The 17305-nt window shown below is 61.9% G+C and carries 18 protein-coding genes; 9 read left to right on the top strand and 9 right to left on the bottom strand.

The genetic code is table 11. From position 1 onward, the window contains the following. Positions 1 to 139: 139 nt before the first annotated feature. The gene (locus tag J3P89_RS13850; RefSeq protein WP_434651937.1) at positions 140 to 1315 is read left to right on the top strand and encodes a XylR family transcriptional regulator; all 1176 of its coding nucleotides are present in this window, start codon (positions 140 to 142) and stop codon (positions 1313 to 1315) included. Here the strand turns inward: J3P89_RS13850 and J3P89_RS13845 are convergent. Then, on the bottom strand, positions 1304 to 1546 hold the full coding sequence (locus J3P89_RS13845; protein WP_434651935.1) for a hypothetical protein: 243 nt from the start codon (positions 1544 to 1546) through the stop codon (positions 1304 to 1306). The two genes, J3P89_RS13850 and J3P89_RS13845, sit on opposite strands and share 12 nt — an antisense overlap. A 144-nt stretch (positions 1547 to 1690) precedes the next feature. Here J3P89_RS13845 and J3P89_RS13840 point away from each other — a divergent pair, with 144 nt between their 5' ends. Next, on the top strand, positions 1691 to 2032 hold the full coding sequence (locus J3P89_RS13840) for a hypothetical protein (RefSeq protein ID WP_434604648.1): 342 nt from the start codon (positions 1691 to 1693) through the stop codon (positions 2030 to 2032). A 165-nt stretch (positions 2033 to 2197) separates the two neighbouring features. Continuing rightward, on the top strand, positions 2198 to 2575 hold the full coding sequence (locus J3P89_RS13835; RefSeq protein WP_434624043.1) for a hypothetical protein: 378 nt from the start codon (positions 2198 to 2200) through the stop codon (positions 2573 to 2575). A 133-nt stretch (positions 2576 to 2708) separates the two neighbouring features. Here the strand turns inward: J3P89_RS13835 and mqo are convergent, their stop codons facing one another. After that, complete coding sequence (gene mqo / locus J3P89_RS13830) at positions 2709 to 4358, bottom strand: malate dehydrogenase (quinone) (protein ID WP_434697905.1); 1650 nt, start codon at positions 4356 to 4358, stop codon at positions 2709 to 2711. A gap of 223 nt (positions 4359 to 4581) precedes the next feature. Here mqo and J3P89_RS13825 point away from each other — a divergent pair, with 223 nt between their 5' ends. After that, entirely contained in the window at positions 4582 to 5367 is a 786-nt protein-coding gene (locus J3P89_RS13825) for a DeoR/GlpR family DNA-binding transcription regulator (RefSeq protein ID WP_434568671.1), read from the top strand. Positions 5368 to 5457: 90 nt separating this feature from the next. Further along, on the top strand, positions 5458 to 6384 hold the full coding sequence (locus J3P89_RS13820) for a Gfo/Idh/MocA family protein (RefSeq protein WP_434697904.1): 927 nt from the start codon (positions 5458 to 5460) through the stop codon (positions 6382 to 6384). A gap of 45 nt (positions 6385 to 6429) precedes the next feature. Here J3P89_RS13820 and J3P89_RS13815 read toward each other — a convergent pair whose 3' ends face one another. Continuing rightward, on the bottom strand, positions 6430 to 7032 hold the full coding sequence (locus J3P89_RS13815; RefSeq protein ID WP_434604657.1) for an XRE family transcriptional regulator: 603 nt from the start codon (positions 7030 to 7032) through the stop codon (positions 6430 to 6432). A 160-nt stretch (positions 7033 to 7192) separates the two neighbouring features. Between J3P89_RS13815 and J3P89_RS13810 the strand changes: the two genes are divergently transcribed. Then, positions 7193 to 7885, top strand: coding sequence for a B3/B4 domain-containing protein (locus J3P89_RS13810; RefSeq protein ID WP_434697903.1), 693 nt, complete (start codon positions 7193 to 7195; stop codon positions 7883 to 7885). A gap of 167 nt (positions 7886 to 8052) precedes the next feature. On the opposite strand, the gene yghU is transcribed toward J3P89_RS13810, so the two are convergent. Next, on the bottom strand, positions 8053 to 8892 hold the full coding sequence (gene yghU / locus J3P89_RS13805; RefSeq protein WP_434697902.1) for a glutathione-dependent disulfide-bond oxidoreductase: 840 nt from the start codon (positions 8890 to 8892) through the stop codon (positions 8053 to 8055). 321 nt (positions 8893 to 9213) lie between these two features. On the opposite strand from yghU, the gene J3P89_RS13800 reads away from it, so the two are divergent. Next, a complete protein-coding gene (locus tag J3P89_RS13800; protein WP_434697901.1) occupies positions 9214 to 11268 on the top strand; it encodes a 2Fe-2S iron-sulfur cluster-binding protein in 2055 nt (684 codons plus the stop codon). A 580-nt stretch (positions 11269 to 11848) separates the two neighbouring features. Here the strand turns inward: J3P89_RS13800 and J3P89_RS13795 are convergent. Further along, positions 11849 to 12115, bottom strand: coding sequence for a YceK/YidQ family lipoprotein (locus J3P89_RS13795; RefSeq protein ID WP_434697900.1), 267 nt, complete (start codon positions 12113 to 12115; stop codon positions 11849 to 11851). A gap of 69 nt (positions 12116 to 12184) precedes the next feature. Next, positions 12185 to 13147 (bottom strand): DMT family transporter, encoded by a 963-nt coding sequence (locus tag J3P89_RS13790; protein ID WP_434697899.1) that lies wholly within the window; start codon positions 13145 to 13147, stop codon positions 12185 to 12187. A gap of 74 nt (positions 13148 to 13221) precedes the next feature. On the opposite strand from J3P89_RS13790, the gene J3P89_RS13785 reads away from it, so the two are divergent. After that, the gene (locus J3P89_RS13785; protein ID WP_434697898.1) at positions 13222 to 14076 is read left to right on the top strand and encodes a LysR family transcriptional regulator; all 855 of its coding nucleotides are present in this window, start codon (positions 13222 to 13224) and stop codon (positions 14074 to 14076) included. Positions 14077 to 14086: 10 nt separating this feature from the next. On the opposite strand, the gene J3P89_RS13780 is transcribed toward J3P89_RS13785, so the two are convergent. After that, positions 14087 to 14542 carry a PACE efflux transporter gene (locus tag J3P89_RS13780; RefSeq protein ID WP_434697897.1) on the bottom strand — a complete coding sequence of 152 codons (456 nt, stop codon included), beginning with the start codon at positions 14540 to 14542 and terminating at the stop codon, positions 14087 to 14089. A gap of 106 nt (positions 14543 to 14648) precedes the next feature. On the opposite strand from J3P89_RS13780, the gene J3P89_RS13775 reads away from it, so the two are divergent. Beyond that, positions 14649 to 15533, top strand: a complete 885-nt coding sequence (locus J3P89_RS13775) for a LysR substrate-binding domain-containing protein (RefSeq protein WP_434697896.1) — start codon at positions 14649 to 14651, stop codon at positions 15531 to 15533. A 59-nt stretch (positions 15534 to 15592) separates the two neighbouring features. On the opposite strand, the gene J3P89_RS13770 is transcribed toward J3P89_RS13775, so the two are convergent. Together J3P89_RS13770 and J3P89_RS13765 are read right to left on the bottom strand one after the other, a co-directional pair. Beyond that, on the bottom strand, positions 15593 to 15838 hold the full coding sequence (locus J3P89_RS13770) for a hypothetical protein (protein ID WP_434651910.1): 246 nt from the start codon (positions 15836 to 15838) through the stop codon (positions 15593 to 15595). 239 nt (positions 15839 to 16077) lie between these two features. After that, complete coding sequence (locus J3P89_RS13765) at positions 16078 to 17259, bottom strand: MFS transporter (protein WP_434697895.1); 1182 nt, start codon at positions 17257 to 17259, stop codon at positions 16078 to 16080. Positions 17260 to 17305 lie beyond the last annotated feature (46 nt).

The following is a 17305-nucleotide window of genomic DNA, read 5'->3' as shown; positions in this document are numbered from 1 at the left end:
TATTCTTGGCGGTGTCCCGATACTACCGCCGGCCCGCAGGCTGCTGATTATGAAAATCACCAATCGGCAGTTCGATTTTGAGTATTGAGATTCGCCGTTCGCGCGCCTAGTCTGTGTCCATCGGCCCAGGATAAAAACAATGAAAATCGTCCCGCCCGTTCACCGCATCGCCCTGCTGTTCAACGGCAGCAAGATCTACGACCGCGGCATCATCAGCGGCATCGGCAACTACCTGAGCAGCACGCGCGCGTCCTGGGACCTGTTTCTCGAGGAAGATTTTCACTGCCGGTTGAAAGGGATCGAGCGCTGGCAGGGCGATGGAATCATCGCCGACTTCGATGACCCGCTGATCGGCGAGGCGCTGGCCGGGATCAAGCTGCCCGTGGTGGCGGTGGGGGGCTCGTATCAGGACGAGCGCGCCTATCCGAAGGGCATTCCATATGTCGCTACGGATAATCACGCGCTGATCAAGTTGGCCTACGCGCATCTGATCGAAGCCGGGCTGACGCAATTCGCCTGTTTCAGCCTGCCTGAAGCCCAGGCCAATCGCTGGGCCCAGGAACGGGAAAAGGCCTTCCGCCAGTTGATGCAGCGCGATGGCCTGCCGGCGCAGGTGTACCGGGGCATGGGCACCAGCGCGCCGCTTTGGGACAGCGCGGTCGAGCAGCAGATCGCCTGGCTGCAGAGCCTGCCCAAACCCATCGGCATCATCGCGGTCAGCGACGCGCGGGCCCGGCAGTTGTTGCAAGCTTGCCTGACAGCCGGGATCGCCGTGCCGGAGCAAGTCGCGTTGATCGGCATCGACAACGACCCGCTGACCCGCAGCCTGACCCGGGTGCCGCTCAGTTCGGTGGTGCAGGGCACCGAAACCATGGGCCGGACCGCCGCGCGCCTGCTTCACCAGATGCTGCACGGCATGCCTGCCACCGGCACCCAGGTGTTGATCCCGCCCGAGGCGATCAACGTGCAAGCGTCGAGCCTGCACCAGCCACTGGGCAATCCTTACGTCATGCAGGCTTTGTTGTTCATTCGCCAATACGCCTGCCAGGGCATCAAGACCGCGCAAGTGGCGGCGTATGTCGGCGTGTCGCGTTCATCCCTGGAGTCGCATTTTCGCAAGGAGCGTGGTTGCAGCGTTCACGACGAGATTCTGCGCTTCAAGCTGGCGGCGGCGGCCAGCGGGTTGGAGAACACCGAGCTGGCGATTGCCGATATCGCCCGCGATTGCGGCTTCAAGTCGGCGCAGTACCTGCACACGGTGTTTCGTCGCGAATTCGGCTGTACGCCTCGGGGATTTCGCCAATCAGTCGGATAGCCAGGTACTCATCACCCGCCGATCCAGTTCCTCCCAGTCCGCCATGCCCAACACCCGGGTAGTGTTCAACCCCCGCAGATAACCGCGCAGTTGATTGGCCGTGTCGCGCTTGAGCTGGGGGGCGATGTCGGCATTGCTCAACAGCACGCTTTCGTACTGGACCAGGTACTCAGCCACCCGCTCACGAAAGTCGGGCAGTACCGCGTCACGAATCAAGTCAAACGTTCTCATCCGTTCCTCATCATCATCCGGCTTGCAACTATTGCTATGAGTAATAGTGACCATTACCAAATGCAAGTTCTGCTTTGCGGGCAATCATTGGAAAATCAGCGCCATCGAGACGCAGCCCAACGTTTTTATTTTCAGGACCGATCCATGCGCCCTTTATTTCTACTGTCCCTGGCGTTTTCCCCGCTGTTATTGGCGGGATGTGCCTCGGCACCGAACGATCCGACCCTGACCTTGCAGACCAGCAAGACCCCGGCCGAATACGCTGAGTGCGTCGTGCCGAAGTTGCAAGGCAGCGCTTTGCACCCGATGGTCTCGCAGAGCCAGCGCAGCTACCGCATCGTCGTGCCGAGCAAGATTTCGGCGGACAACGTGCTGGAAGCCTACAAGGCCGGCAGTGGTGGCAAGGTGTTTGTCTACGAGCGCCACCTGCTGGCGTCCAATCTCCTGCCTTCGAGTTTCGAGCGCGCCGCACAGGAATGCATCTGACCGGCCCGTAAACGCTTTTCTCCGTGCTCCTTTGGTTGGCCGCAACCAACCAAATCCCTTGCCCCGCACCGTCTTCGGTCGCGGGGCTTTTTTTGTCCGGGGACCTCACATACCTTGGTGTGAGAGGATGGCGGACGCAAATCCGCCGCAGAAAAAAGGACTGAAATGACCATGCTCCCAGCGTACTCCGCGCCATTCGCCCTGGCGCTTGCAGCCTTTTGCGCACCGGCGCAGGCCGCGACGTGGCAGATCTGCGATATCCAGCTGCACGTCACTGAAGTGGTGAAACGGCCCACGCCGAAGCTCCAGGCCCAAGTCCTGAAGGCGCGCCCGGCCTCGCCCAGTGTGGAATGCCCGGAAGAGGGCGCGGTGATCAGCTTCATTCCGGAAACCGCCGACTACCAGGCCACGCTGCCACGCCGCAAATGGCCCGGGAAAGGCCAGGCGATCCGGATCAAGTACCGCTATCTGGATGGAATCTGCAAGGGCGACGGCAACGACTATCCTTGCCGTATCGAGCATTATCCGTTTGTAGCTCGATGAAAAAGTCGCTCATCGGACGTTCAGAACTACCGGGGCTGGATTAAAAGCGAATACCAATGATGCTGCCCGGTGGCTTCTGGTGGCGTAGGCTCCACCAGAAAACCACAACGCTCGTCCTCATCAGTCGGAGGATTCACAACGCCAGGTCCGGGTCGGAATCGCTGTTTTTCTGGCCCACCGGATCGCTGTTGGTCGGGGCCTTTGATTCGGCGTTGCCACGAATATCCGGCGGCGGCGCCAGTTTTAGCACATCGCTGGTGTATTTCCATTCCTCATAGACACGATCAGGATCATCGTTTAGCCGTGTCCCATAGCTGGGAACGATCTGGTGCAGTTTTTCCTGCCAGGCCGGCGAGGCCACCTTGTCCTTGAAGACCCGCTGCATCACTTCCAGCATGATCGGCGCTGCCGTCGAGGCACCAGGGGACGCGCCCAGCAGGCCGGCAATGCTGCCGTCCTGGGAGGCGACTACTTCGGTGCCCAGCTTGAGCACGCCACCTTTTTCTTCATCGCGCTTGATGACCTGCACGCGCTGGCCGGCTTGCCAGAGGCGCCAGTCTTCCTTCCTGGCCTGGGGAAAATATTCCTGCAAGGCCTTGAACCGATCATCATCGGAAAGCATCAGTTGGCCGGCCAGGTATTCAACCAGCGGGTATTGTTCGATGCCTACTTTGGTCATCGGCCAGATATTGTGCGGGGTCATGCTGGTGAAAAGGTCGAAGTACGAGCCTTCCTTGAGGAATTTGGTGGAGAAGGTCGCAAACGGACCAAAGAGGATGACGCGCTTGCCATCCAGTACGCGGGTGTCCAGGTGCGGCACCGACATCGGTGGCGCGCCAGTGGAAGCGATGCCGTACGCCTTGGCCATGTGTCGCTCGGCAATGCCAGGGTTCTCGGCGACCAGGAACGAGCCGCCGACCGGGAACCCGGCGTAGTCGTCTGCCTCCGGGATACCCGATTCCTGTAGCAGATGCAGTGCACCGCCGCCGGCGCCAATGAATACGAACCTGGCATCGGTTGTGGTCGTTTCGCCGTCCTTGAGGTTCTTGTATTCCACGCGCCAGGTACCGTCGTCGTTGCGGGTGATGTCGCGCACCTCGCTGGAAAGCTTCAGGCTGAAGTTGGGCCTGCTCTGCAAGTAGCTGACGTACTGGCGGGTGATTTCGCCAAAATTCACATCGGTGCCGATCGGCGTCCAGGTGGCCGCGAGCTTCTGGTTCGGATCGCGGCCCTCCATCATCAAGGGTACCCACTTCCTGATCTGCTCCGGGTCCTCTGAATACTGCATTGGCCGGAATAACGGGCTCGCTTGCAGTGCCTCGTAGCGTTTTCTAAGGAATTTGATGTTGTCGTCACCCCAGACAAAACTCATGTGCGGGGTGGAGTTGATGAATGATGGCGGATTCTTCAACACGTTGTTGCGCACCTGCCAGGCCAGAAACTGGCGAGTGATCTGGAAGGCTTCGTTGATCTCGATGGCCTTGGAAATGTTCACGTTGCCCTGGTCATCCATCGGCGTGTAATTGAGCTCCGCCAGTGCCGAATGCCCGGTGCCGGCGTTATTCCAGCCGTTGGAGCTTTCTTCGGCCACCGCATCCAGGCGTTCGACCATCTCCATCGACCAGCCAGGCTCAAGCTCGTTGAGCCAGATGCCCAGCGTCGAACTCATGATGCCGCCGCCTACCAGCAGCACGTCGACCTTCTTCGTTTCCGCCGCCTGGGCCCCGTTGACGCCTGATAAGAGCGCAGCGCCCAGCAGGACCGCGATAATGATTCTGTTCATAGTTCCATCCTCGGCGACCCGAGGAGTCGCTCGTTGACCAATTGACGCTACCGACCTTGTGTTGACCTGCATGAAGAAAAGACTGTTCAGCGACCTGGCGGCAGAGAGTGACGAAAGGCAGCCTTGCCCTTGGGCAACGTCGAGGGTTTGACGACCCGAGGGAGACGCGGCATATTGTGCTCGGTTGTGTATATTCATGCTCGTTTATGCAGGTTCAGCTGTCATGAGTGCTACCCACGAAGTATTTCCCGGCGAACGCCAACGCTTGATCAGCGAGCGGCTTGCCCTGTATGGCCGGGTCATCGCGGCTGATCTGGCCATTGAGTTCAACGTCTCTGAACATTCGATACGCCGAGACCTGGGCACATTGGCGGCGGCGGGCTTGTGCAAGCGCGTCTATGGCGGCGCGATTCGCTTGCCGGCCGCCGAAGCGCCGATCGATGTGCGGATCCACCAGGATCCAGCGCGCAAGGATAATCTTGGCCAGGCGGCAGCCGCGCTGCTTAGCGCAGGCCAGCATGTATTCCTGGATGCCGGCTCGACCAACCTGGCCATTGCCCGTGCCATCGACCCGGGGCTGCAATTGACGCTCAGCACTAACTCCCCGCTGATCGCGGTGGAACTGATGAAGCTGCCCCGCGCCGAGGTCATCCTGCTCGGCGGTCGCATGAACCGCGTCGCGGGCGGGGCGATCGGTCTGGCCGCCGTCCAGCAATTGCGCCAGTTCAATTTCGACTTGTGCTTTGTCGGGGCCTGCGCCATCGACCCGGACAATGGCGTCACCGCGTTTGGCCTGGACGACGCCGAGTTCAAGCGCGCGGTGGTCGCGGCCAGCGGTCAGGTGGTGGTGGCGGTGACCAACCAGAAGCTGTCCAGCGTCGCTCATTATCAAGTGGCTTCTTGTGAAGAGGTGACCACGCTGGTGGTGGAGCAGGATGCGCCGCAAGAGCGACTCGGCCCCTTTTTCGAGCGAATCTCCAAGGTCGTGAGGGCGGTCGAGCAGCAATAACGCAAGGCAAGGGGATTCGACCCATTGTCCGCCAGACGATTTACGTCTAGTTTGCTGGCCCATCATAAGTACAAAAGTCAGGAGTCATCGATGCAACCGATTCGTCTCGGCCTGGTGGGCTACGGCAAGATCGCCCAGGATCAACACGTTCCCGCCATCCAGGCCAACCCCGCGTTCGAACTGGTAGCGGTCGCCACGCAAGGCAAGCCCTGCGCCGGTGTGGAGAATTTCCAGTCCCTGGGCGAGTTGCTGGAAAACGGCCCGCACGTCGATGCAATTGCCTTTTGCACGCCGCCACAAGGGCGATTCGGTCTGGTCCGGCAGGCGCTGGTGGCCGGCAAGCATGTGCTGGTGGAGAAACCGCCCTGTGCCACCCTGGGCGAAGCGATGGCGCTGGTGGAGCAGGCGAGCGAGCAAGGCGTCAGCGGCCTGTTCGCCTGGCATTCGCGTTACGCTCCGGGCATCGAGCTTGCCCGGGACTGGCTCGCCAGCCGCACGCTGCAAAGCGTCCGGATCGACTGGAAGGAAGACGTGCGCAAATGGCACCCTGGCCAGGCGTGGATCTGGCAACCGGGCGGCCTCGGGGTCTTTGATCCGGGCATCAATGCCCTGTCGATCGTCACCCATCTGCTGCCGCTGTCGCTGTTCGTCGAGTCGGCCGAGCTGCGCGTTCCAGACAATTGCCAGTCACCAATTGCCGCGAGCATCAGGATGTCGGATGCCCGCCATCTCGATATCCGCGCCGAATTCGATTTCGACCACGGTCATGATGAACTCTGGAGCATCGAGATTCGCTGCGCCGAAGGCGTGTTGCGACTGGACAACGGTGGTGCGTTGTTAAGCATCGACGGCGTGCGCCAGTCGGTGTCGGAGGAGGGCGAGTACGCGGCGGTGTACCGGCACTTCCAGCAGTTGATCGGTAACAAGGCCAGTGACCTGGACCTGCAACCGCTGCGCCTGGTTGCGGACAGCTTTTTCGTCGGCAGCCGGACCTTGGTCGAGCCGTTCTACGACTGAATGGCGAGCGGGCCCATCCTCATGGGGGATGGGCCCGCGGCCTGCCTATTGATGTATTTCGGCAACCGACATGGTGAAGATCAGCTTCGACTTGCCGGCGTTGGAATACGTGTGCGCCACATCGGTTTTCGCGACCGCCGAGCTACCGGCGGGGACGACCAGTTCCGTTTCTCCCACCACACATTTCAGTGTGCCTTTTTCTACATGGAACAGCTCAAGCGTGCCTTGAGGGTGTCCGGCCGAGGCGAAGGTTTCGCCGGGAAACATTTCCCAGCGCCACAGCTCGATCATGTTCGGGCCTGGCGTACCGGCCAGCAGGCGCGCGCTGCCTCCCAACTCTCCGGTCCAGAGTGTAGGAATATCCTGGCTGTCAATGACATGGGCCGAAGGTGCTTCCGCCACGTTGACGATATCGGCTACCGAAAGGCCCAGCGCCGCGGCGATCTTGCACAGGATGCCGATGCTCGGGTTGGCCGTGCATTTCTCGATTTCCACTACCATCCCTTTGCTCACGCCCGAGCGCCGGGACAGTTCGTCAAGCGTGATTTTCTGAGCCTTGCGTGCCTGCTTGAGCGTGCGCGCAACGGCCAGGCTCACCGCGTGGGCGTCCGCGCCAGGGACGGTCGATAGAGGGCTGTTCAGGGGCATCACCAAGGATCGCGAATAAACGTGCCAGGGATTCTCGGCGTTTGGCGGGGACGGCGTCAATCGGCTCATCGCAGTTTGCTGACTAAAAAGTCGATATATTGACTTTGGCGGCCGGCGGTGACTAGCATGAAAACCGATTTTGAATTGCTGGAGAATGCTGATGCTGTCGGTACAGCCGTTGATCGACCAAGCCGTTGCCGAGCTGGCGCCGGGGTTCAGGGCCCTGAGCATCGTCGCACAGGCTGCGCCGCTCACCGATCCCGACGTCGCCCGAGCGGCGCTGGAGCGGGCCTGTCAATCGGTGCTGGCGGGCGGGCCGGCCTGGGCGGAGGCCCATTTGCAGCAGTGGGCCCAAACGTTCCGACTGTTCGGTGCCAAGCCGCAACGCACGCCTTGTTCAGCCGAAGCGTTGCGCAAGCGGGTGCTGCGCGACGGCGGCTTGCCGAGCCTTGATCCGGTCGTTGACCTCTACAACGCCATCAGTCTCGAATATGCGATCCCGGTGGGCGGGGAAAATATCGAGGCGTACACAGGCTCGCCGCGACTGGTGATTGCCGAGGGTGGCGAACCGTTCGATACGATGAAAGAGGGCGCGCCTGCCCTTGAATATCCCGACGCCGGCGAAGTGGTCTGGCGCGACGACCAGGGCGTGACGTGCCGCCGCTGGAACTGGCGCCAGGGCGTCAGGACCCGCTTGGACGCGGAGGCGCGGCAGATGTGGTTCATCCTCGAAAGCCTGCCGGCGATGCCGCTCGAAGCGCTGACCGAAGCGGGCGACAGGCTGATAGAGGGGTTGCAGACGATGATGCCCGGTGTGCAGATCGAGAGCATGCTGATCGGGCCCGGAAGCTAACGCGCTGGCGGAAGCTCTTGTGGCGAGGGAGCTTGCTCCCGTTGGTCTGCGCAGCAGACCCAACCCAGCCAACGCAATGATTCAGGCATATCGCGTCGACCGGCTGACGACTGCTGCGCAGCCGAGCGGGAGCAAGCTCCCTCGCCACAGGAGGTTGCGCGGGTCAGTCAGTCCAGGTCTTGCGCGCTATGCCGCTCCGGCACCTGGCTCGTTTCGTCGCCCCAGGTCCGGTTGACGCGCTGTCCGCGCACCACGGCGGGACGCTTGGCGATCTCCTCCGCCCAACGCTGCACGTGGGTGTATTCGTGGGCCGCGAGGAACTCGGCTGCCGAGTACACGTTGTTCCGCACCAACTGGCCATACCAGGGCCAGACCGCGATATCGGCGATGGTGTACTGGTCGCCGGCCAGGTAACGGTTTTCAGCCAGGCGACGATCCAGCACATCCAGTTGGCGCTTGGCTTCCATGGTGAAGCGATTGATCGGGTATTCCAATTTCTCCGGCGCGTAGGCGTAGAAATGTCCGAAGCCGCCACCCAGGTAAGGCGCCGAGCCCATCTGCCAGAACAGCCAGTTCAAGGTTTCGGTGCGCCCGGCCGGGTCGCTCGGCAGCAGCGCAGAAAATTTTTCCGCCAGGTACAGCAGGATCGAACCGGACTCGAACACCCGGATCGCAGGTTCGACGCTGCGGTCCAGCAGGGCCGGGATCTTGGAATTCGGATTGACCTCGACAAAACCGCTGGAAAACTGGTCGCCTTCGCCGATGCGAATCAGCCAGGCGTCGTATTCCGCGCCGGTGTGCCCGAGCGCCAGTAGCTCCTCAAGCAGGATGGTCACTTTCACGCCATTGGGCGTTGCCAGCGAATAGAGCTGCAACGGATGCTCGCCGATCGGCAGGGTTTTTTCATGGGTCGGCCCGGCGACAGGGCGGTTGATGCTGGCGAAGTGGCCGCCCGAGGGGGCTTCGTGCTTCCAGACTTTGGGCGGGACGTAAGACGCTTGGCTCATGGGACGTACCTTATCGTTTGAATGCGCTGATCCTGAAGCGAAGCCATAGCACATTTGCGCTATGGCTCAGGTCGGGGACATGGACTCTAATCTATGGGCGCTCTGTCAGGCAGACAAGGGCCGTCGAAAATAATGCCGAGGGTCAACGGTCATTTCATCTGATGAAACAATGGATTTCAATCCGTGCGTATTCCTGCGCTAGCGCATTGGGCAGAAGATGACTCCACCCGCCCACACACCCAGTCAAAGGGGGGCGACGGACGAACCCTGACCGTAGCGCACTGGCCCAGGCAGCAATGCCGCAGGCGCAAGGAGTGATCGATGAACGAAGCCTCGAAAGTAGCCCCTTCGCCCTGGCATGAAGGCGAGTTGGCCTTGCAGCGCACCGTCGGGGCAGTAGAAATGATGGCGGGTGTCGGCCAGCGGCAACTGGCGCGTAGCTGGATGCCGGATCAGCACCGCGAGTTCTACGCTCAGTTGCCTTTCGTGGTGCTGGGCGCGGTGGATCGCCAGGGTGATGTCTGGGCGACCCTGCGCGCCGGGCAGCCCGGCTTCATGAATTCACCGGACCCGGAAACGCTGCACATCCATTTCGACCCTGAGCCCGAAGACCCGGCCGAGCAAGGTATGGGCGAGGGCGATGCCATCGGCATGCTCGGCATCGAGTTGCATACCCGTCGCCGCAACCGCATGAACGGCGTCGTGCGCCGCCGGCTTGAGCGCGGGCTGGAGATCTCGGTGAGCCAGGCCTATGGCAACTGCCCACGCTACATCAACCTGCGCCAGTACCGTTTCGTCGATGAGCAGCCCGCCGAATCGCGCCAACTGGAGGCGGCCGACCCGTTGGTCCGGCAGTTGGTCACGGCGGCCGATTCGTTCTACATCGCCACCTACGTGGTACGCGACGGCGAGCGGCAAGTCGATGCGTCCCATCGCGGCGGCAAGTCAGGTTTTGTGCGCATGGACGAGGACGGCACACTGACCATTCCGGATTTTTCCGGAAACCTGTTCTTCAATACGCTGGGCAATATCCTGCTGAACCCGCGTGCGGGCCTGGTCTTCGTTGATTTCCAAACGGGCGATTTGCTGCAGATGAGCGGTTCGGCGCAAGTGTTGCTGGACGATCCGCAGATCGCCGCGTTCCAGGGCGCCGAGCGGCTGTTGCGGTTTACTCCGCAGCGCATTGTCCATCGTCCGGCGGCGCTGCCGTTGCGCTGGAAGGACCAGGACGAGGGTGACTCGCCCAGTTCATTGATGACCGGCAGCTGGGAGCAGACCGCCGAGCGCTTGCAGGCCGAGGCCCTGCGCAGCCAATGGCGGGCGCTGCAGGTCACCCGGGTGGTGGACGAAAGTCACGATATTCGATCCTTCTACCTGCAAACCAACGACGGCGTCGGTTTACCCCGGTTCGAAGCCGGGCAGCATCTACCCGTACGGATAACGCTGGAAGGACAGCAAGTGCCGTCGATCCGGACCTATAGCGTATCCAGCGCACCGTCGGACGATTTTCTGCGCATCAGTGTCAAGCGTGACGGCGCGGTATCTTCGCACCTGCATGAGCAGATCCAGGCGTCCCACCAGATTGACGCCCGGGCGCCTCAGGGCCATTTCACAGTGAATCCGACTGAGCGCCGGCCTTTGGTACTGTTGGCGGCGGGCGTCGGTATCACACCGCTGTTGTCGATGCTGCGCGAAGTGGTCTACCAGGGGAAACGCATCAGCCGGATGCGCCCGGTCTGGCTGGTGCAAAGCGCTCGCCACGTGGCCGACCTGGCCTTTCGCGAGGAGATCGACGAATTGGTAGCCCGTGCCGGTGACAAGTTGCGAGTGCTGCGCATGGTCAGCCAGCCGCCCACCGACGGGACGGTCGGACAAGGCTACGACGTGGCCGGCAGAATCGAAGTGACGCTGCTCAAGCAACTGTTGCCCCTCGATGATTACGATTACTACCTGTGCGGGCCGGGCAGCTTTACCCAGGCGCTGTACGACGGCTTGCGCAAGCTGCGCATTCCCGATGATCGCATTCACGCCGAAACCTTCGGTCCGTCCACGCTGGTGCGTGACATCGAAGTCAGCATACCGGCGGCCGAGCAAGTGCCGGCGGCCACCGAAGCGGTAAAGGTGCTGTTCGCCGGTTCGGCCAAGGAGGCCCGCTGGGAACCGGAAAGCGGGACGCTGCTGGAATTGGCCGAGGCGCGGGGTCTGAATCCGGAGTTCAGTTGCCGCGGTGGATCCTGCGGCACCTGCAAGACCCGAATTACCCAGGGTCAGGTGCATTACCTGACCCATCCGGCCGAGCCCGTGGCCCCCGGCGAGGTGCTGATCTGCTGCGCCGTACCGGCCCAGGGCAGCGAGCCTTTGGTGCTGGAGGCCTAGCGTGCAGCGCTGGCGCTTGTTCCTTCGCCAGCACATTCAATATCCTCATCGCCTGACACTCCGCCTTCGCGAGCAGGCTCGCTCCCACATGGGTCCAGCGGCGCATACAAATCCAACGCCTGGCCCATTCCAGTGTGGGAGCGAGCCTGCTCGCGAAGAGGCCAGTCCATCCAACATCTTCATCGCCTGACACTCCGCCTTCGCGAGCAGGCTCGCTCCCACATGGATCCTGCGGCGCATATACATCCAACGCCTGGCCCATTCCCGTGTGGGAGCGAGCCTGCTCGCGAAGAGGCCAGTCCATCCAACATTTTCATCGACTGATACGCCGCCTTCGCGAGCAGGCTCGCTCCCACATGGGGCCTGAGGCGCATACACATCCAACGCCTTGCCCGTTCCAGTGTGGGAGCGAGCCTGCTCGCGAAGAGGCCAGTCCATCCAACATTTCATCGCCTGATACTCCGCCTTCGCGAGCAAGCTCGCTCCCACATGGGTCCTGTGGCGCATATACATCCAACGCCTGGCCCATTCCCGTGTGGGAGCGAGCTTGCTCGCGAAGAGGCCAGTCCATCCAACATCTTCATCGCCTGACACTCCGCCTTCGCGAGCAGGCTGGCAGGATCAGCGTATCGGCGACGAAGCTGAGGGGCAGATCGATGACTGCGAACGGCGCCAGTGCGCGTGCGATGGTCGCGTTATCTTCGGTCGTCGCCTTGAGCACCTGGAGATCGACGGACACGCCGCAATAAGGATGAATACCGCAAAGCTGCCCGGTGCCAAAGGTTTCGTTGGCCGTCGCGCACCCTGTCAGCAGTGCGATGGTTAAAGCGATTCCCACGATTCGCATGGCGGTCCCTCGTAATTGGTGCGCGACTGTAGCACTGTGATCGGGCTCAAATTGATCTATCCGCCTGACTCAGTGCGCTCGCGATGACTCCTGCCGATTTTCAGTCCGCCGCGTCTGCCGGGTTTCTTCGCGCACCACCAGCCAGATCCCGATGGCGGACACCGCCATCCCCAGTGCCATCTGCCATGAAAGCGGTTCGTCGAACATTGCCCAGGCCCAAAGCATCGTGATCGGTGGGCTCAGGTACAGAACACTGGCGACGCGGGTGGTGGACGCCCGGCGCAGACACAGCCAATAGAGCCCGTAACCGCCGATTGTCGACAAACCTGCCGTCCACAACACACTCAGCGCGAACCCGGTACTCGGTATCGGCGCCAGGCTGCCTTGCGTGCCCTCGATCACGGCGAATGCCAGGCCAGAGACGCCACATTGCAGCCAGAGGTTAGGCAGCAGGCCGAGCGATTGCGAGGCAGGCAGCCGCTTTTGCCAGAGGGTCGCGATAGCCAGCGAAAACATTCCCAGCAATGGCAGCCCGTACGCCCACAGTGGCGCGTGGCCCCAAGCCAGTGCGCCGTGGGTGCCAAGCGCAACGCCGATCAGGCCGACGATCAATCCGGCCCAGACTCGCGGCGCCAAGCGCTGGCCCAGTGCACCGGCGCCCAGCAATGCCAGGCCGATCGGCAACAGATCGGCGAACAACGCCGCCAGCCCGGCCGGCACGCCCAAGGCGATGCCCTGGGTGATGCCAGCCAGGTACCCAGCCATCGCGAGCAGGCCGATGCCGGCGTTTTTCAACAAAGTGACTCGCGAGGCTCGCCGCAACTGCCCGGCGACAAAAGGAAACAGCACCAGTGTAACTACCAGGCAGCGCCAGAACACCACCAGCAGTGGCGGCGCGTAATCAATGGAGAATCGCGCACCGACAAACCCGGAGCTCCAGGCCAGAAGCAGGGCGGCCTCCAGCAAAGGCAAGGGGATCAGCCAATAAACGCTGGACGGCAAAGGGCAAGTGATCGATTTGGGCAGGTTCATGGTCACAGGCTACGAAAGCAGCCTAATCTAATAAATCAAAATATCTTGCAGCAGTCGTTCAGGAAAAATGAATCATGCCCGCCATTTTGGATATCGAGCTGATACGGACCTTTCACGCCGTCGCCCGCATCGGCAAATTCAGCGCCGCAGCCGAGCAGCTGCACAAAAGCCCGGCGGCGGTGAGCGTGCATATCCAGCGATTGGAAGCGGTCGCTGGCGGCCGTTTGCTGAACCGCGACAATCAGGCGGTATCCCTGACCGCACTGGGCAAACGCTTGCTGCTTTCCACCACCGAGTTGCTCACCACCCACGATCGGGTGCTGGCCGACCTGCACGGCACGCGGCTGGCGGGTCGCATCACGTTAGGCGTGCCGGACGAGTACGCCGACCACGTCATCCGCGACATCCTGCCGACATTCACCGCAGCCTGGCCTAACGTGATCCTCGAGCTCAGGACGGCCCCCAGTTATGCCCTGCGTGAGCAGGTGCAGCGCGGGAAACTGCAAGCGGCCGTGCTCGCTCAGCCGATGGATCAGGCATGGGAGGAAACCGAAGTGCTGACCACCACGACGCCGGTCTGGGTCGGCGCGGTTCACGCGACGGCCAGCCCGGCGCAGCCGCTCGCGTTGGCTGTGCATGCAGCGCAGTGCCCTTATCGGCAAGCCATGATGCAGGCGCTCAGGGAGAGCGGTTACCGGCTGCGCGTAGTTCTGGAAAGCCCGTCCAACCAGGCCGTAAAGGCCTGTGTCGAAGCCGGCCTGGCGATCAGCCTGATCGACCGTGCCCGCGTAACCGAGCACATGCGGATTCTCGATGGCCTGCCGGTGATCGCCGACCATGCAGTGGTGTTCATGCGCTCCCAGGCGTCACGCGGCAATGAAGCGGTAGACCTGCTTGGCCAGGCCATGCAGCAGCGTTTTCGACTGTAGGCGGTCTGGTTCAGGTGGCGTTGGCCTTGCAGGTCGAGGCATGGTCGGGCTGCGCCGAAAGCGGAACATCAAACACCCGGTCGAATCCCCACTGAAAAACCAGGGCGTAGAAAAAGAAAAACACGAAGAGCCCCAGGTTTGTCGCCAATGCCTGCCACAGGCTGATATCCAGCCACGCGGCAATCACTGGCGTGAGGATCAGCGTCAGGCCGCCTTCGAATCCTAGCGAATGCCCCAGACGCCGCCGCCAGTTGCGCTGGCGATTGTCCTGGCGCCGCTCCCAGGCTTCGAACACACCATTGAACAGCATGTTCCAGGCCAGCGCGACGAAAGAAATCAGCAACGACAGCAGGGTCGAATAACCCATGCCTTGCTGGTAGATCAACGCCAGTGCGGGGGCCACGAACAGCACGCCGCCGGCTTCGTAGAGGATGGCTTGAAGAATTTTTCGAGGGGCGCCTTGCATCGGTGGTCTCCTGGGAAGGGGGGCAGGACCACAGCCTGGCGAGTTGAGCGGCGGCGCACAATTGAGCTAAATTGAGCCTCGCTCAACCTGAGTAATGCTTGCCGCCATGTTTGCCAGACAACCCCTGACCGCCTTGCGCGGCTTCGAGTCCGCCGCACGGCTGGGCAGCTTCAAGGCGGCGGCTCAAGAGCTGAGTATCAGCGCCGCGGCGATCTCCCATCAGGTCAAGAGCCTCGAAGCGTTTCTGGGTGTGCGGTTGTTCGAACGCTCCAGCCAGAGCGTACGCCTGAGCCCCGATGGCGAGCGGCTTTATCCGCATATCCACCGGGCCTTGGCGGAGATCCAGCACGGCTTGCAGACATTGGCGCCGCCTTGTGTTGCGCAATCACTGGTGGTGAGCACGACGCCGGCCTTCGCCAGCCTGTGGCTGATCCCGCGGCTCGGTGATTTTTATCGAGCGCACCCGGACATCAGCGTCCGACTGCACAGCAGCAATGACGTCGTCGACCTGCAGCGTGACGCCAGCATCGACCTGGCGATTCGCGCTGTGTTCACCTCGGATCCGCAACTGTTCGAGCAGCCATTGCTGGATGAATATTTTGCCGTCTACTGCCACCCCGGCTGGCAGCCGCCCGCAACGGGGGCTCCCGTCGAGTTGATCGACGTGCCGTGGCTGAGCAGTTCCGAGGTCGCGGTCGATTGGCCGGCCTGGTGCGCCCGGGCCGGCACTTCGGTCTGGCTGGATAATGCCCGCGTGCGGGGCTATGACGAAGAGCAACACGCGCTGCAGGCAGCAATCGTCGGACACGGTCTGGTGCTCGCCAGCCAGGTCCTGGTTGCAGAGGCTGTGGCCCGTGGGCAGTTAGTGCCTTATCGGCCGGAGGTTCGCCTGGCGGGCGCGCGCTATACCCTGGTGTGCGTACCGGGACGGGAGCGGCGGCCAGCGGTACGGGCGTTCAGTGAATGGTTGCTGGGGCAGGGCGCCTGCTGAAACAAGCGTCAAACGGCTGGGCCAGGGAAAACCCGATTGACGCGGGAACAGGTTCGAGGTCAAGGCTGTCCCTGGACTTTGGTCGAGACGAGACTCTCGTAACTTTCCGGATGCGGCGCCTCGGTGAAAATCACGTTGGAACGCTCGCTGCGGCACTTGAACTTCACGCCCTTGCGCGGCGTCATCTCCCGGGTCGTCTCCAGGCAGATCTGCCTTGAAGCGTAGGTCGGCCCCGGTCTGCGTTCTTCAACGCAGCCCTCGAAGCCACTGCAAATCGTCATAACGACAAAATATACGGTCATCATCCTTGTATTGCTCCGCTGGGCGATGCGATTGACTACCTCTGCGCCTGCCCCTGTTCAGTTGAACAGGCAGGGCCGATGAGGCGGATGATGAGCGCTTCATCGAACCTTCAGCAATGGCACGTCAGTGCCATTTGTCGGAATATTGTCGCTTTTTCGAATGTTTTTAAAACTGCCGTTTCTGTCGCCAATATATTGGCGAAAACGCCGTTATCGATAGTTTTTGCCAGGGGTTGAAAAGGCTAACTCCGCGCTGAGAAAAACCATGCAACCAGCGCCGCGAGGCTGATCGAGGCGCCCAGTAAACTCACCGCCTGCCAGCCCCAGAGCGCATACACCTGAGTGGCAGCTGCCGCCCCCAGCGCGCTGCCGACCGAGTAGCAACACATGTACGCGCCAACCATGCGGCTTTGGGCGTCGGGTCGCGCGGCGAAAAGAAAACTCTGGTTGGTCACATGCACCGCCTGCACGGCGAAATCGAGCAGGATCACCCCCACGACCAGCGCGATCAACGACGACTCGGCAAAGGCGATGGGCAGCCAGGATAGCGCCAGCAGGCCCAGGGAAAGGCCGGTCACCCGTTGCCCCCAGCCTCGGTCAGCCCAACGACCGGCCCTCCTGGCGGCGAGCGCCCCGGCAACGCCGGCCAGGCCGAACAGGCCGATAGCGCTGTGTGAAAGCGACAGCGGCGCGGCACTGAGGGGCAATACCATGGCGGTCCACAGCACGGAAAAAGCCGCGAAGATCAGCAGGGCGAACAGGCCTCTGTTGCGCAGGACCGGTTCAGTCAGGAACAGTTCGAACAGCGATCGAATGAGCGCTGGGTAGGTATGCTGGTTACGTAGCGGTTTGGCGGGTGGAGCTATTTTCCATAACACTGCCGCGATCGTCAGCATCAGTCCTGACGAAACGAAATAAACCGCACGCCAGCCCGCCAGGTCGGCGATCAGCCCTGAAGTGAACCGAGCCATGAGAATGCCCAGCACAATCGCGCTGGTCAGGGCTCCCACGGCCTGCCCGCGTTGGGCCGGTGGAGACAGCAGCGCGGCGTAGGCGACCAGTACCTGCACGACCACCGCCATCAAGCCCGTCAGGCTCATGGCTGCCAACAGGACCAGCCAGTGCCGGGAGGCACCGACGGCCGCCAGCGCCAGCACCGATAACGTCACGAGCGTGAGGATCAGCCGCCGGCTGTCGACCTTGTCGCCCAACGGCACGATGAACAGCAACCCCAGCGCGTATCCAGCCTGAGTGGCCGTCACCACGATGCCGATCGATCCGGACGTCACGCCGAGGCTTTGTGCGATGGAGGCGAGTAATGGCTGGGCAAAATAGACATTGGCAACGGCCAGTGCGCAAGTCACCGAAAACAATAACGTCAGCGTTTTGGACAAGCCTCGTTCCAGGGGGGTAAATGCGCTCATGTTCCTCTCCGTGGGTTATTCTGGTTTCAATTAAAAACCTGTTTGC

Source organism: Pseudomonas sp. Z1-14 (genome assembly GCF_051132005.1).
In the GTDB taxonomy this organism is placed as follows: domain Bacteria; phylum Pseudomonadota; class Gammaproteobacteria; order Pseudomonadales; family Pseudomonadaceae; genus Aquipseudomonas.
This window is presented reverse-complemented; position numbering and strand designations above follow the sequence as displayed.